Raw genomic sequence first — 13278 nt, forward strand, 5'->3', positions numbered from 1 at the left:
AGACACCCGTGCACATCCTGTACGAGGTCAAGGACCGCATCGCCACCATCAGCCTGAACCGCCCCGAGGTCGCCAACGCCCAGAACATGGACCTCCTCGACGAACTCGACGCCGCCTGGACCCGGGCCGCCGAGGACGAGGAGGTGAAGGTGATCGTGCTGCGGGCCGAGGGGAAGCACTTCTCCGCCGGGCACGACCTCAAGGACCGCTGGCCGGCCCCCAAGGAGATCACCCTGGAGTGGATCTACCGGGCCGAGAACCGCCGGTACCTGGAGTACACGCTGCGCTGGCGCAACGTGCCGAAGCCGTCGATCGCCGCCGTGCAGGGGCGCTGTATCGCGGGCGGGCTGATGCTGTGCTGGCCCTGCGACCTGATCGTGGCCGCCGAGGACGCCCTGTTCTCCGACCCGGTGGTGACGATGGGCATCGGCGGTGTCGAATACCACGGTCACACCTGGGAGTTGGGGCCGCGCAAGGCGAAGGAGATCCTCTTCACCGGGCGCCCGCTGACCGCCGAGGAGGCGGAGAAGGTCGGCATGGTCAACCGGGTCGTCCCGCGCGCCGAGTTGGACGGCGCGGCACGTGAACTCGCCGAGCAGATCGCCGGGATGCCGGCCTTCGGGCTGCGCCAGGCCAAGCGAGCCGTCAACCAGACCCTCGACGTGCAGGGCTTCTACGCCGCCATCCAGTCGATCTTCGACATCCACCAGACCGGACACGGCAACGCACTGAGCGTCAGCGGCTACCCGATCCTGGCGAAACTGGACGAGATGAAGGAGAAGCTCCGCTAGAGGCGTCGTGGCTCACCAGTCCCGATCGCCTCGCGGGCAACCGTCTAGATATCGCTCCCGGCCGCTTCGAACTCCGCCTGCAACAGGTTGAATTCCTCGGTCGCGGCCCGGGTCGGCTGGTACAGGGCGGCGAGATCCGCCGAAGGTACGGACCCTAGCCCTTCTCGACCAGGCTCTGTGTGCCCAGTACCGAGATCAGCTCCAGCTTCTCGGCGGCCTCGGTGCCGGGCTCGGCCGAGTAGACGAGGATGTGGAGGCCGTTGCCGTCCACCCGGAGCAGGTCGCAGTCCAGCGTCAGCAGACCCACCTGCGGATGCTCGATCGTCTTGCGGGAGGCCTCCAGACGGCCGACCACACCCTCGTCCCACAGCTCGGCGAAGCGCTCGCTCTTCGTGCGCAACTCCGCGATCAGCCGCTGGAGTTGGCGGTCCGCGGGGTAGCGGGCGGCCGCGGCCCGCAGCTCCGCGACCAGGCCGGTCTCGAAGGCTCGGTGCTCCTCCGGCGTGTGCCGGACCCGGGTCGGCCAGCCCGTGAAGTTGCGCCACACACCGTTGCGTTCGAAGCCGCGCAGGCCCGACGGGTCGCCCATCAGCGCCGCGTACATCGGGTTGGCGACGAGGAGGTTCATCGCCGCGTCGGACACGCCGACGGGCGTGCCCACCAGCCGGTCCAGCAGCCGCTGGACACTCGGCGTGAGATACCCCGGCACCATGTCCGGGCCCGGCGGCACCAGCTCCGCCAGCCGGAACAGGTACTCCCGCTCGTCCCCCGACAGCCTCAGCGCCCGTGCCAGCGCCTCCACGACCTGCACGGACGGGTTCACCGCCCGGCCCTGTTCGATCCGCGTGACGTAGTCGACGGAGATCCCCGCCAGCAGCGCCAGCTCCTCGCGCCGCAGCCCGGCAGCGCGCCGCTGACCACCCGTGGGCAGTCCCGCGGCGTCGGGGGAGACCCGGTCGCGCCAGCGTCGCAGCGCCTGTCCCAGTTCCGTCGCAGCCATGCCCCCAGTGAACACCGCCGGCCGCCCGGGTGCCTGGTACCGCCAGTCCCAGGAAGAAGGGTCTTCTGGCTGCTCGCGGCGGCCCGACGCAGGCTGGACGCATGACGACAACACTGATCACCGGAGCCAACAAGGGCATCGGCCGCGAGACCGCCCGCCGACTCGTCGCCGCAGGCCACACCGTGTACGTCGGCGCCCGTGACGCCGAACGCGGACGGCGGGCCGCCGAGGAGCTGGGCGCGCGGTTCGTCCTCCTGGACGTCACCGACGACGCCACGGTCGAGGCCGCGGCCAAGACGATCGAGGCCGCCGGCGGACTCGACGTACTGATCAACAACGCCGGTATCGAGACCAGGACCGAGGACAACAGCGTGCCGGTCGCCGCGACCGTCACCGCCGACCACATGCGGAACACCTTCGAGACGAACGTCTTCGGCGTCGTCCGGGTGCTGCACGCCTTCCTGCCCCTGCTGGAGCGTTCGGCCGCGCCGGTCGTGGTCAACATCAGCAGCGGACTGGCTTCGCTGACCCACCTCTCCGACCCCGACCACCCCGCGCACTTCTACCCGGGCATCGCCTACCCGACCTCGAAGACCGCGGTCAACATGCTCACCGTGCAGTACGCCAAGGCCTTCCCGGGCATGCGGATCAACGCCGTCGAGCCCGGATTCACCAAGACCGACCTGAACGGCAACACCGGCACCCAGACCGTCGAGGAGGCCGCCGAGATCGTCGTCCGGATGGCCACGGTCGCCCCCGACGACCCGACCGGCGGCTACTTCGACATCAACGGCCCGCTGCCCTGGTGACTCACAGCTGAACCAGCCGGGGCGCCGCGCCCTCCTCGCGCAACATCGCCCCGGCCTGCCGCGTCAACTCCCGTGTGCTGCCCAGTAGTCCGTCGAGTACGACGGCCCGGCGCACATGCCGGTGCAGCGGGTGCTCGGCGGTGAATCCGATGCCGCCCAGCACCTGCTGGCAGTGCCGGGCCGCCGTCAGCGCCGCCTGACCGGCCGCGGCCTTGGCCAGCAGCGAACCCAGGCCGTCCTCCGCGACCGCCAGGGTGGCCTCGGCGCCCTCCAGCGCCACCAGCGTCTCCGCGAGCCGGTGCCGTACCGCCTGGAAGGAGGCGAGGGGCCGGCCGAACTGGACGCGGTCCAGGACGTGCCCCCGCGCGAGCGTGAGCATGGCCCGCCCGGTGCCGACGAGCCACCAGCCGACGGCGCGGCGGCCCGCGGCGACGGGTAGGGGAGTGCCCGTGGGCACGGGCCGTAGGGGAAGCTCCTCGTCCAGCCCTGTGGCCGGTGCCGTGTCGCCGCGTTCCCACACCACCCACCGGCCGCCCGCGTACGGCAGGGGCACCGCACCCGTCACATCGGTGAGCACCGAGGCGTGCGCTCCCGTCTCGCCGAGCAGCCGGAACACGGTCGGTACCGCCACCTCCGGATACTCGGCCAGCAGCTCGGGCCACCCCAGCTCCACGAGGGCCGCGTCGAGCGCGGGGCCGGAAGCGACGGTCGTCATCGTCTTGCGGAGTGTCTCCGCGAGGAGCTCCACCTCGGCGGGGTCCATGGTCAGTCCTTCCCCAGGCCGAGGAGCCGGCGGGCGATGATGTTGCGCTGGATCTCGGCGGTGCCGCCGTAGATGGTGGCCGCCCGGGAGTAGAGGTACTCCGAGCGCCAGGGCGAGTCCGTGAGCTCGAGGACTCCGGGGAGCAAGTCCCGTGCCGTCTCCAGGAGTTGTTGCTCGGCGGTGGCCAGCAGCACCTTGTCCACCGAGGTCTCCGGGCCGAGCCTGGCCCCGTCGGCCAGTCGCCGCTGGGTGGCGTACGAGCGGCAGCGCACGGTGTGGAGGGCGAGGTAGGCGGCGCCGAGGGCCGCGTCGTCCTGGACGTCGGTCTGGTCGAGCAGCCGGTCGAGGCGGGTGTAGAGGTGGGCCACGCGGTGCCAGAAGCAGGTGGAGCGCTCGTGCGGGAGCAGGTCCATCGCCAGGCGCCAGCCGTCGCCGGGGCGGCCGAGCATCCGGTCGGCGGGCACCACCACGTCGTCGAAGAAGACCTCGGCGAACTCGTCCACGCCGTGCATCGTGCGCAGTGGACGGACGGTGATGCCCGGGGTGTCCATGTCGACGAAGAAGGCGGTGATGCCGTCGTGGCCGGGCGCGGTGCGGGTGAGCAGTACGCAGCGGGCCGCGTACTGGGCGAGGCTCGTCCACACCTTCTGGCCGTTGACCACCCAGTGGTCGCCCTGCTGGACGGCCCGGGTGGTCAGGGAGGCGAGGTCGCTGCCCGAGCCCGGCTCGGAGAAGCCCTGGCACCACTGTTCGCTGCCGTTCAGGAGCAGCGGGACCATTTCGGCGGCCAGTTCGGGACTGGCGTACGAGATGAGGGTCGGGGTGAGGACCTCGACCATGGAGTAGATGCCGGGCTCGGCGAGGCCGCGGGTGGCCACCTCCTCGCCCAGCACCGCCCGGAAGACGGCGGGGCCGCCGAGCCCGCCGACCTGCTCCGGCCAGCCGTAGCGCATCCAGCCCCCGTCGAACAACGCCCGGCGCACCCGGCCCAGTTGGGCGACCTGGGCGTCCAGCGAGCGTTCGGGGCCGGGGGAGAGGTCGTGCTCGTCGAGCCAGGTCCGGACGGCGGTGCGGAACTCCGCCGCCGTGCTGAAGGCGCTCATACGCCGGGGAGTTCGAACGCGTGCGGGCGCCCCGAGTCGTGCACCCCGCTGCGGCGGATGAAGGTCATGGCCCGCGTGCGCAGCCGCCAGCCGTCGGCGGTGCGGACGTAGGTGTCGTTGTAGTAGCCGATCCGCATGTCGTGCGTGGCGTGGTCGACGAAGCACAGCGGCTGGGTGCCGCTCGCCTCGTCCCCGTCCCCGGACAGCTCGACGAGCGGTGTGCCGGTGAGGAACAGGCCCTTGGGGGCGGCGGCCACCAGGGCGGGGAAGTCGGCGAGCGGGTACGTGTCGCCGAACGCGCTGTAGGTGCCGTCCGGGGTGAAGACCTTCAGCAGCCCGTCGATGTCGCCCCGGGTGATGGTCACCGCGTAGCGGGCGAGGAGCTGCTGGATCTCCACGAGGTCGTCGGTGGTGGCGTCACTTGCCACGAGCACTCCTTCTCTCCGCACGCTCGCGTGCGTCGTGTTCGGGCCGGATGCCGAAGGTGTTGAAGGCCGTCGCCATCAGGCCGTACGCCCCCACGGTGAACACCAGGTCCATCAGCTGGTGTTCGTCGAGGTGCCCGGCGAGGGCCGTCCAGGTGGCGTCCGAGACGTCGTAGCCGTCCTCCAGCTCGTCGACCGCGCCCAGCACCAGGCTCTCCAGCGGATCGGCCGCCTTGCCCTGCCCGGCCGCCTCTATCTCGGCCTCGGTGAGGCCCAGCTGCTGGGCGGCGTGGACGTGGTGGGTCCACTCGTAGGCGCAGTCCCGGCGCTTGGCGACGCGCAGGACGACCAGCTCGCGCAGGCGGTCCGGAAGCGTCGAGCGGACCAGGAAGTACGTGCTGAAGGGGAGGAACGCCCCGGTCAGCTCGGGGTGGCGGACCAGCGTGGAGAGCATGGTGCCGGCCGCCTCCGCGTTGCGCATGCTCCGGGGGAGCAGGGCGGAGAGCACCTCCCGGGTGCGGTCGTTCCACTGGTCGGCCGGGAGTGGGGGGAGACGGGGCGGCATGCGGGGCTCCCTCGATCCGGGAATGACAATCCGAGAATGGCGTTCTCAATTCTGGGTGACAAGATTTCCACCCCGCCGACCGCCCCGTCAACCGTCAGGCCCGCAGCTTCCGGAAGTCCCAGCTGACGATCTTCTCCGGGCGCAGCCGCAGCCATCCGTGCCGCCCGTCGTACCGGAAGTCCGCGCCCTTCATGTACTTGTCGGCGAAGAGCCGCTCGGGTTCGGCGAGGTCGGGCACCGGCGCGCCCTTCCGGGGCGTCTCCCCGATCACCTCGGCCTTCCCCAGCAGTTCGACGCCCCGCAGCTCCAGGAACTCGAAGCCGCCGTCGTCGACCAGCACGCTCAGCCGCGGATCCCGGCCCAGGTCGGTCCAACGCTGGCTGCGCGTCAGTGAGTTGAGCCAGAGCGCCGTGCCGTCCCAGACGAACCAGAGCGCGCCGGCGTGCGGATGCCCGCCGGGGCCCACGGTGGCGACGCGGCAGACGGGCTGGCCGCGAAGAAAAGTGTCCTGTTCTTCGCCGGACATGGCGATGGCGGTACCCCTGCGTTGACCGGGCATGTTTCCTCCCGCTCTCGTGTGAATGCCTAATTCTCCTGCACGACAGGTTGCTTCTCATCTAGCGAGAAGCTACTTTCCACCGCAGGCAGGGCCGTGGCAAGCAGAAGCTGTGACACCCAGAAGAGATGGGGAGCCGTGAGTCTTTTCCATGAGGACCGGCTGTTGATCGACGGGGAACTCGTGGCTGCGTCGCGCAGCTTCGAGACCGTCGATCCGTCCACCGGGAAGGTGCTGGGGACGGCATCCGACGCGGAGGCCGGCCATGTCGACGCGGCCGTTGCGGCCGCCCGCCGGGCCTTCGACACGACCGACTGGACGCGCGACCGCGACCTGCGGCTGCGCTGCCTGCGCCAGCTCTACGACGCGCTGCACGAACACCGCGAGGAACTGCGGGAGTTGACCATCGCCGAGGTGGGCGCGCCGCGTCAGCTCACCCACGGGCCCCAGCTCGACGACCCGATCGAGATGGTCAAGTACTACGCCGACCTGCTCGAAGGCTACGAGTTCCGCGAGGACCTGCCCGAGCTGCAGAGCCGGGGCATGCTCCACCGCCGCTGGGTGGAGAAGGAGGCTTCCGGGGTCGTCGCGGCGATCCTGCCGTACAACTTCCCCAACCAGCTGGCGATCGCCAAGCTCGCCCCCGCGCTCGCCGCGGGCTGCACGGTCGTGCTCAAGGGCGCCCCCGACACCCCGTGGACGACCCTCACGCTCGGCCGGATCATCGCCGAGAAGACCGACATCCCCGCGGGTGTCGTCAACATCCTCACCTCCGCCGGACCCGAGACCGGCGAGCTGCTGACCACGCACCCCGGCATCGACATGATCACCTTCACCGGGTCGACACCGGTCGGCAAGGCGATCATGGCGGCGGCCTCCGCGAGTCTGAAGCGGGTGTTCCTGGAGCTCGGCGGCAAGTCCGCGATGATCCTCCTGGACGACGCCGACTTCGCCGGCGCGGCGATGTTCGCCGCGTTCACCATCTGCTCCCACTCCGGGCAGGGCTGCGCGCTCACCTCACGGCTGCTGGTCCCGCGCGAGAAGCACGACGAGATCGTCGGCCTGCTCGCGGCCATGTTCGGCAAGGTCCGCTACGGCGACCCGACCGACCCGAAGATGAACATGGGCCCGCTGATCAGCGAGAAGCAGCGCACCAAGGTGCACGCCATGGTCGAGCGGGCCGTCGCCGCCGGGGCCCGCCTGGTGACCGGCGGGAAGCCCGCCGAGCGGGAGGGCTTCTTCTACGAGCCGACGCTGCTCGCCGGTGTCGACCCGGACGCCGAGATCGCCCAGGAGGAGGTCTTCGGGCCGGTGCTCGCCGTCATCGCGTACGACGACGAGGACGACGCCGTCCGGATCGCCAACGGCACGGCGTACGGGCTGTCCGGCGCGGTGATGGGGGCCGACGAGGACCGGGCGATCGCGGTGGCCCGGCGGATCCGCAGCGGCACGTTCAGCATCAACGGCGGCAACTACTTCGCCGCCGACGCCCCGTTCGGGGGATTCAAGGAGTCCGGTATCGGACGGGAGATGGGTGTGGCGGGGCTGGAGGAGTTCCTCGAGCTCAAGACCTTTGCCGTGCCGGTCGGTTGACCGATCGCGCGGTAGTCCGGGGAACACCACCGAGGAGGCACCCCGTGAGAGTCAAGGCAATACCGGCCGCCCTGGCGGCGGCCGCGCTGCTGGCCGTCGCCGGATGCGGCGGTCACGACAGCGCGGGGGACGCGAGCGACGACGCGTCCCCCACCAAGGCGGCCCAGCAGGCCGACGGCGGCGACTTCGGCGACCTGAAGAAGGTCTGCGGACCGGGGGACGCGAAGAGCGCGACCGCCCAGGGCGTCACCGCCGACACGATCAACCTCGGCGTCATGTCCGACGTCGGCTTCACCAAGAACTCCGAGTTCGGCGACACCGCCAAGGTGTTCACCTCCTGGTGCAACGCGGCCGGCGGCATCAACGGCCGCAAGGTCGTCGCCACCGTCCGCGACTCCAAGCTGATGGAGGTCCGCCAGCGGATCCTGGAGGCCTGCAAGTCGGACTTCGCACTGGTCGGCGGCGGCTCCGCCCTTGACGCCCTGGGCGTCCAGGACCGGCTGAAGTGTCTGCTGCCCGACTTCCCGGCGCAGGTCAGCCAGATCCAGAACCAGGGCTCCGACCTCCAGCTCAACGCGACGGGCGGCGCCTCCTACGACCGCTACCCCGGCTACTACCAGTGGCTCCTCAAGACCGCCTACCCCAAGTCCGCGGGAGCCGTCGGCACCATCGCGGGCGACGCGGCGGTCAGCAAGGTCATCGACGCGCGGGCCCAGGAGAGCCTCAAGGCCGCCGGCGCGAAGATCACGTACCACGATCTCTACCCGGCCGCCGGCGTCTCCGACTGGACGCCGTACGCGCAGTCCATCAAGAGCAAGGGCGTCAAGGGCCTGGTGTTCCTGGGGGACTTCGCGAGCCTGTCCAAGCTGGAGCAGGTCCTCACCGGCATGGACTACAAGCTGGACTGGATCGACACGAACAACAACGCCTACGGCCCCGCCTTCCTCCAGCTGGCCGGTAAGTCCCTCGACTACCAGAACAACCTCGCCGACCTCAGCGGTGTCTATCCGCTGGAGAAGGCCGCCGACAACCCGGCGACCGAGCAACTCGTCTCCCTCTTCAAGAAGTACGACCCGAGCGCACAGCCGACGCTGCCCGGAGTCCGGAGCTTCGCGTCCTGGCTGCTGTTCGCCAAAGCGGCCTCCTCCTGCGGCGACAAGCTGACCCGCACCTGCCTGTACGACGCGGCCCGCAAGGAGACCGCATGGACCGGCGGCGGACTCCTTGCACCCGTCGACCTGTCCAAGGCCGACGCCCCGCTGACCTGCTTCAACATCGAGAAGGCCACCTCGAAGGGGTGGGAGCCCGCGGACTTCCAGCCCAATGACGGCGCCTACCGCTGCAACGAGGCCCCGTACAAGTTCAAGGGCGACTACGGCAAGCCCCTCACCCTCGCCGACGTCGGCAAGAGCATGAGCGATGTGAAGTAGATGGAGCAGTTCCTGACCTTCGGGATCGTCGGCCTGAGCACCGCCGCCATCTACGCGGTCATCGGCAGTGGCCTGGTGCTCACCTACGTCACCACCGGCGTGTTCAACTTCGCGCACGGGGCGGCGGGCATGCTGGCGGCGTTCTGCTACTGGCAGTTCACCGTCGGCTGGGGCTGGCCGGTCCCGGTGGCCCTGGCGGCGGTGCTCCTGGTACTGGCGCCGGGGTTCGGCCTCGCCGTGGAACGGGTCCTGATGCGGCCCGTGCAGCGGCTCGGCGAGGCCGAACGGCTGGTGATGACGGTGGCGCTGCTCAGCGGCGCCATCGCCGCCGCCCGCTGGATCTGGGACCCCAACGTCCCCCGCCCGCTGTCGGTGTTCTTCGCCGACAGGAAACCCTTCCACCTCGGCCCGGCCACCATCACCTGGCACCAGGCCATCACCATGACCGTCGCGGTGGCGGTCGCCGCCGGCCTCTGGTTCCTGCTCAACCGCACCCGCACCGGCGCCGAGATGCGGGCCACCGTCGACGACCGGGCCCTGGTCCGGCTCACCGGCGCCGACCCGATCCGGGCTGGGCGGGTGGCCTGGATCCTCGGCACCCAGCTCGCCGCGATCGGCGGCATCCTCATCGCCCCGACCGTGGCCCTCGACGCCTCGCAGCTCTCCCTGCTGATCGTCAGCGCCTACACCGCCGCCGTCTTCGGCCGGCTGCGCAACCTGCCGCTCACCTTCGCCGGCGCGATCGTGGTCGGCTGCCTGGAGAGCTACCTCACCGGCTACCTCCCGCAGAACCAGTACCTGCCCGGGCTGCGGCTGGCCGCGCCCGCCCTGCTCCTCTTCCTGGCCCTGCTGCTCTTCCGCCACCCGCGCCTGCGCGGCCGGGACCGGCGGCTGGTCCAGGTCCCGGCGCCCAGCCTGCGCGGCACGGCCGTCTTCGCCGCGTCGACCGTCCTGTTCGGGGTGGTCCTGGCGACCGTGCTGGACGAGGCCGACCTCGTCACCTACGGGCCGATCTTCTCCCTCGGCATCGTCGCCCTGTCATACGTACCCCTCGCCGGGTACGCCGGACAGATCTCCCTGTGCCAGCTGAGCATGGCCGGACTCGGCGCCGTCGTCTGGGGGCACCTGGGCGCACACGGCGAGCTGTGGGCGCTGGCCGTCGCCGTCGCCGTGTCCGGGGCGGCCGGAGCGCTGATCGCGGTGCCCGCGCTGCGCTTCTCCGGCGTGTACCTGGCGCTGGGGACGGCGGCGTTCGCGGTGATCCTGGACCGGTGGATCTTCACCCTGCCGGCCTTCGACCTGTTCGGCATCCGCATCTCGCTCTTCGACCAGGGCTCGGTCGAGATGAACGGGCCGAACCTCTTCGGCCTGCACCTCGACTCCACCGCCGAACTCACTGTCCTGGCAGCCGTGTTCCTCGGCCTCGCCTCCCTCGCCGTGGCCTGGCTGCGGCGCGGCGGCTTCGGGCGGCGGCTGATCGCGCTGCGGGACAGCGAGGCGGCGTACGCGACGCTCGGCGGCAACCTGCTGGTGACCAAGGTGCTCGTGTTCGCGCTGTCGGCCGGCATCGCCGGACTCGGCGGCGCCCTCTACGGCATGCAGCAACGCACCATCACCGCCGAGCAGTTCAACCTGGTAGCCGGACTGCCGATCTTCCTGGTCGCCGTCATCGGCGGCCTCGGCGCGGTCGGCAACGGCCTCTTCGCCGGGACCGCCTACCTCGGACCCAACATCCTGATCGGCGTGGCCTCCTGGACCCAGAACATCATCACCGTCCTGCCGGCTCTGGCCGGCATGGGCCTCGGCCACAGCCCCGAGGGCATCGTGTCCCGATTCCGCCGCGACTGGGAGCCCCTGGGCCGGGACCTGATCGCCCTGCCCGCACTGCTGGGCCTGCTCGCGCTGGGCTGGGTCCTGCGGCTGACCGACGCCATCAACGGCTGGACGTTCCTGATCGGTTCAGTGGTGGTGGCGTTCGCACTGCGCGCCTGGGCGGCCGCCCGCCAGGCTCCGAAGACCGAGCCGGACGTTCCCGTCGAGTGGTGGGGTGTACGGCGCCCATGGCGTCCGCAGGACGGGGAGGTGCTGGTCCGTGCCACTGCTGGAAGTTAGCGGAGTCACCGTCGCCTTCGGCGGCAACCGGGCCCTGGACGGCGTCGCCATGAGCGCCGACAAGGGCGCGGTCACCGGCCTCATCGGACCCAACGGGGCGGGCAAGAGCACCCTGTTCGACGTCGTGTCCGGACTGCGCAGGCCCCAGGCCGGACGCGTGGTGCTCGGCGGCCGCGACGTCACCCGGCTCGGGCCCGCCCGGCGCTGCCGGCACGGACTGGCCCGGACCTTCCAACGCCTGGAACTCTTCGGCCGGTTGAGCGTCCGCGACAACCTCCTGGTCGCCGCGGAACTCGGCCCCGAGCGACGCCGGGCGCAGCAGGTGGCCGACGGGCTCCTCGACCGGCTCGAACTGACCGGCATCGCCGACACCTGCGCCGACAACCTCCCCACCGGCGTCGCCCGCCTCGTCGAGGTCGGCCGCGCCATGGCCGTACGCCCCGAACTCCTGCTCCTCGACGAGCCCGCCGCAGGACAGGACGGCGAGGAGACCGAGCGGTTCGCGGCGCTGCTGCGGTCGCTCGCCGCGGACGGCACCGCGGTGGTCCTGGTCGAACACGACATGGGGCTGGTGATGGGCGTGTGCGACGAGGTGTACGTGCTCGACCTCGGCAAGGTCATCGCCGTAGGACCGCCCGAGGTGATCCGCAACGACGAGACGGTGCTCGCGGCCTATCTGGGGGACGTGTGAACGCTCTGCTCGAACTGCGCGCCATCCGCGCCGCCCACGAGGGCATCACCGTCCTGCACGGCGTCGACCTCAGCGTCGGCGCCGGGCAGGTCGTCGCGCTGCTCGGCCCGAACGGCGCCGGGAAGACCACGACCCTGCACGTCGCGGCGGGGCTGCACCCGGTGCAGTCCGGCCGACTCGTGCTCGGCGGACGGGACCTGACCGGCGCCGACCCGCGCGGCCTGGCCCGGGCCGGGGTCTGCCTGATCCCCGAGGGGCGCGGGGTGTTCCCGAACCTCTCGGTGCGCGACAACCTCCTGATGATGACCTTCACGGGCCGCAGCCGCGAGGAGATCGAGGAGATCGCCTTCACCCGCTTCCCCGTCCTGGGGAAGCGGGCGGGCCAGGTGGCGGGCACCCTCTCCGGCGGCGAGCAGCAGATGCTCGCCCTCGCCCGCGGCCTGGCCACCGACCCCGCCGTACTGCTTCTCGACGAACTGTCCATGGGACTCGCCCCGTTGGTGGTCTCCCGGCTCTACGAGCAGGTCGCCGAGATCGCCCGGCAGGGCGTCGCGGTCCTGGTCGTCGAGCAGTTCGCGGCGGCCGTCCTCGGCATCGCCGACCACGCGGCCGTCCTCGTACGCGGCCGCATCGAACGCCAGGGCCGCCCCGACGGCGGGCTGCGCGACGAACTGTCCGCCCTCTATCTGGGGAGTTCCGCATGACACCGACCGAGCCGCACACGGACTCGCGCGAGCCGCACAGGAACAGCGGCGAGCGCCCTTCGGACTCCCGCGCGGACCGCTTCGTCCGTGAGCTCGCCGACCTGAAGATCCCCGACCCGGCCGCCGCCCGCGCCGGTCTGTGGCTGCGCCTCGGCGTCGCCCTGATGGTCGTCGGCCTGGTCCTCGCGGTGTCGGCGTACTTCGTCACGCACAACACCGAGAACCCGCTCGACCAGCGCGACGGGCTCGCGCTGGGCCTCGTCGGCATCGCGGGGACGGTCGTCGGCGCGGCCCTCTTCCTGCGCTATTCGCTCACCGGGTTCCTCCGCTTCTGGATGGCCCGCCAGTCCTACGACCTCGCCGTGCTCGCCGACCGCCTGTCGGAAAGGGACCTGAACCATGACCTCACCAGCACCGACGCCGCGCCCAGGTGACCAGTTCGCCAGCACGGTGTGCACCACCCGAGTGGTCGTGGTGCGTGCCCCAGCCGACCGGCAGCCGGCCCTGACCTGCGGCGGCGCCCCCATGGTGCCCGCCGCCACCGCACCCCCCGCACCCGTCACGGGCGCGGACCCGGTCACTCTCCTCGGCAAGCGCTATGTCGACGCCGAGGGAGCCCTGGAGCTGCTCTGCACCAGTCCCGGAGCCGGCGAACTCGCCTGCGACGGCGTCCCCATGACCCTCAAGGCCGCCAAACCCCTCCCCGCCTCCGACTGACCCCCCTCAGCGAAAGGGA

The 13278-nt window shown here is 71.2% G+C and carries 15 protein-coding genes; 9 read left to right on the forward strand and 6 right to left on the reverse strand.

Annotated features, from left to right (window positions below):
• Window positions 1-8: 8 nt before the first annotated feature.
• A complete protein-coding gene (locus ACQEWB_RS45655; protein WP_432842128.1) occupies window positions 9-791 on the forward strand; it encodes an enoyl-CoA hydratase in 783 nt (260 codons plus the stop codon).
• A gap of 154 nt (window positions 792-945) precedes the next feature.
• Here the strand turns inward: ACQEWB_RS45655 and ACQEWB_RS45660 are convergent, their stop codons facing one another.
• Window positions 946-1791: a helix-turn-helix transcriptional regulator gene (locus tag ACQEWB_RS45660; RefSeq protein ID WP_432842130.1), complete on the reverse strand. Its 846-nt coding sequence runs from the start codon at window positions 1789-1791 to the stop codon at window positions 946-948.
• Window positions 1792-1892: 101 nt separating this feature from the next.
• On the opposite strand from ACQEWB_RS45660, the gene ACQEWB_RS45665 reads away from it, so the two are divergent.
• The gene (locus tag ACQEWB_RS45665) at window positions 1893-2600 is read left to right on the forward strand and encodes an SDR family NAD(P)-dependent oxidoreductase (protein ID WP_432842132.1); all 708 of its coding nucleotides are present in this window, start codon (window positions 1893-1895) and stop codon (window positions 2598-2600) included.
• A gap of 1 nt (window position 2601) precedes the next feature.
• On the opposite strand, the gene ACQEWB_RS45670 is transcribed toward ACQEWB_RS45665, so the two are convergent.
• The 5 genes from ACQEWB_RS45670 to ACQEWB_RS45690 all read right to left on the reverse strand — a co-directional run bounded on the left by ACQEWB_RS45670 (window position 2602) and on the right by ACQEWB_RS45690 (window position 5982).
• Window positions 2602-3363 carry an acyl-CoA dehydrogenase family protein gene (locus ACQEWB_RS45670; protein ID WP_432842134.1) on the reverse strand — a complete coding sequence of 254 codons (762 nt, stop codon included), beginning with the start codon at window positions 3361-3363 and terminating at the stop codon, window positions 2602-2604.
• A gap of 2 nt (window positions 3364-3365) precedes the next feature.
• Window positions 3366-4466, reverse strand: coding sequence for an acyl-CoA dehydrogenase family protein (locus ACQEWB_RS45675; RefSeq protein ID WP_432842136.1), 1101 nt, complete (start codon window positions 4464-4466; stop codon window positions 3366-3368).
• A complete protein-coding gene (locus ACQEWB_RS45680) occupies window positions 4463-4894 on the reverse strand; it encodes a nuclear transport factor 2 family protein (protein WP_432842138.1) in 432 nt (143 codons plus the stop codon). The genes ACQEWB_RS45675 and ACQEWB_RS45680 overlap by 4 nt, the downstream gene beginning before the upstream one ends.
• Window positions 4884-5456: a carboxymuconolactone decarboxylase family protein gene (locus ACQEWB_RS45685; protein ID WP_432842140.1), complete on the reverse strand. Its 573-nt coding sequence runs from the start codon at window positions 5454-5456 to the stop codon at window positions 4884-4886. The genes ACQEWB_RS45680 and ACQEWB_RS45685 overlap by 11 nt, the downstream gene beginning before the upstream one ends.
• A 94-nt stretch (window positions 5457-5550) precedes the next feature.
• Entirely contained in the window at window positions 5551-5982 is a 432-nt protein-coding gene (locus ACQEWB_RS45690) for a pyridoxamine 5'-phosphate oxidase family protein (protein ID WP_432842142.1), read from the reverse strand.
• A 168-nt stretch (window positions 5983-6150) separates the two neighbouring features.
• On the opposite strand from ACQEWB_RS45690, the gene ACQEWB_RS45695 reads away from it, so the two are divergent.
• From ACQEWB_RS45695 to ACQEWB_RS45725, 7 genes are read left to right on the forward strand one after another with little or no spacing between them, the layout of a single operon-like run.
• Window positions 6151-7605 carry an aldehyde dehydrogenase family protein gene (locus ACQEWB_RS45695; RefSeq protein ID WP_432842144.1) on the forward strand — a complete coding sequence of 485 codons (1455 nt, stop codon included), beginning with the start codon at window positions 6151-6153 and terminating at the stop codon, window positions 7603-7605.
• Window positions 7606-7649: 44 nt separating this feature from the next.
• The gene (locus tag ACQEWB_RS45700) at window positions 7650-9035 is read left to right on the forward strand and encodes an ABC transporter substrate-binding protein (protein WP_432842146.1); all 1386 of its coding nucleotides are present in this window, start codon (window positions 7650-7652) and stop codon (window positions 9033-9035) included.
• On the forward strand, window positions 9036-11147 hold the full coding sequence (locus ACQEWB_RS45705; protein ID WP_432842148.1) for an ABC transporter permease subunit: 2112 nt from the start codon (window positions 9036-9038) through the stop codon (window positions 11145-11147).
• Complete coding sequence (locus ACQEWB_RS45710; protein ID WP_432842150.1) at window positions 11128-11838, forward strand: ABC transporter ATP-binding protein; 711 nt, start codon at window positions 11128-11130, stop codon at window positions 11836-11838. Before ACQEWB_RS45705 ends, ACQEWB_RS45710 begins: the two co-directional genes overlap by 20 nt.
• On the forward strand, window positions 11835-12542 hold the full coding sequence (locus ACQEWB_RS45715; protein ID WP_432842152.1) for an ABC transporter ATP-binding protein: 708 nt from the start codon (window positions 11835-11837) through the stop codon (window positions 12540-12542). Before ACQEWB_RS45710 ends, ACQEWB_RS45715 begins: the two co-directional genes overlap by 4 nt.
• A complete protein-coding gene (locus tag ACQEWB_RS45720; protein WP_432842154.1) occupies window positions 12539-12976 on the forward strand; it encodes a hypothetical protein in 438 nt (145 codons plus the stop codon). The genes ACQEWB_RS45715 and ACQEWB_RS45720 overlap by 4 nt, the downstream gene beginning before the upstream one ends.
• The gene (locus ACQEWB_RS45725) at window positions 12942-13259 is read left to right on the forward strand and encodes a hypothetical protein (protein WP_432842156.1); all 318 of its coding nucleotides are present in this window, start codon (window positions 12942-12944) and stop codon (window positions 13257-13259) included. The genes ACQEWB_RS45720 and ACQEWB_RS45725 overlap by 35 nt, the downstream gene beginning before the upstream one ends.
• Window positions 13260-13278: the final 19 nt, after the last annotated feature.

Source organism: Streptomyces sp. CA-249302 (assembly GCF_050936785.1).
In the GTDB taxonomy this organism is placed as follows: Bacteria; Actinomycetota; Actinomycetes; order Streptomycetales; family Streptomycetaceae; genus Streptomyces.

Bases quoted from the DNA above. Each gene is read 5' to 3' on its own strand.
- ACQEWB_RS45720 (WP_432842154.1), top strand. From the start codon at position 12,539: ATGACACCGACCGAGCCGCACACGGACTCGCGCGAGCCGCACAGGAAC.
- ACQEWB_RS45660 (WP_432842130.1), bottom strand. From the start codon at position 1,791: ATGGCTGCGACGGAACTGGGACAGGCGCTGCGACGCTGGCGCGACCGG.
- ACQEWB_RS45675 (WP_432842136.1), bottom strand. From the start codon at position 4,466: ATGAGCGCCTTCAGCACGGCGGCGGAGTTCCGCACCGCCGTCCGGACC.
- ACQEWB_RS45725 (WP_432842156.1), top strand. From the start codon at position 12,942: ATGACCTCACCAGCACCGACGCCGCGCCCAGGTGACCAGTTCGCCAGC.
- ACQEWB_RS45705 (WP_432842148.1), top strand. From the start codon at position 9,036: ATGGAGCAGTTCCTGACCTTCGGGATCGTCGGCCTGAGCACCGCCGCC.
- ACQEWB_RS45690 (WP_432842142.1), bottom strand. From the start codon at position 5,982: ATGTCCGGCGAAGAACAGGACACTTTTCTTCGCGGCCAGCCCGTCTGC.
- ACQEWB_RS45685 (WP_432842140.1), bottom strand. From the start codon at position 5,456: ATGCCGCCCCGTCTCCCCCCACTCCCGGCCGACCAGTGGAACGACCGC.
- ACQEWB_RS45670 (WP_432842134.1), bottom strand. From the start codon at position 3,363: ATGGACCCCGCCGAGGTGGAGCTCCTCGCGGAGACACTCCGCAAGACG.
- ACQEWB_RS45665 (WP_432842132.1), top strand. From the start codon at position 1,893: ATGACGACAACACTGATCACCGGAGCCAACAAGGGCATCGGCCGCGAG.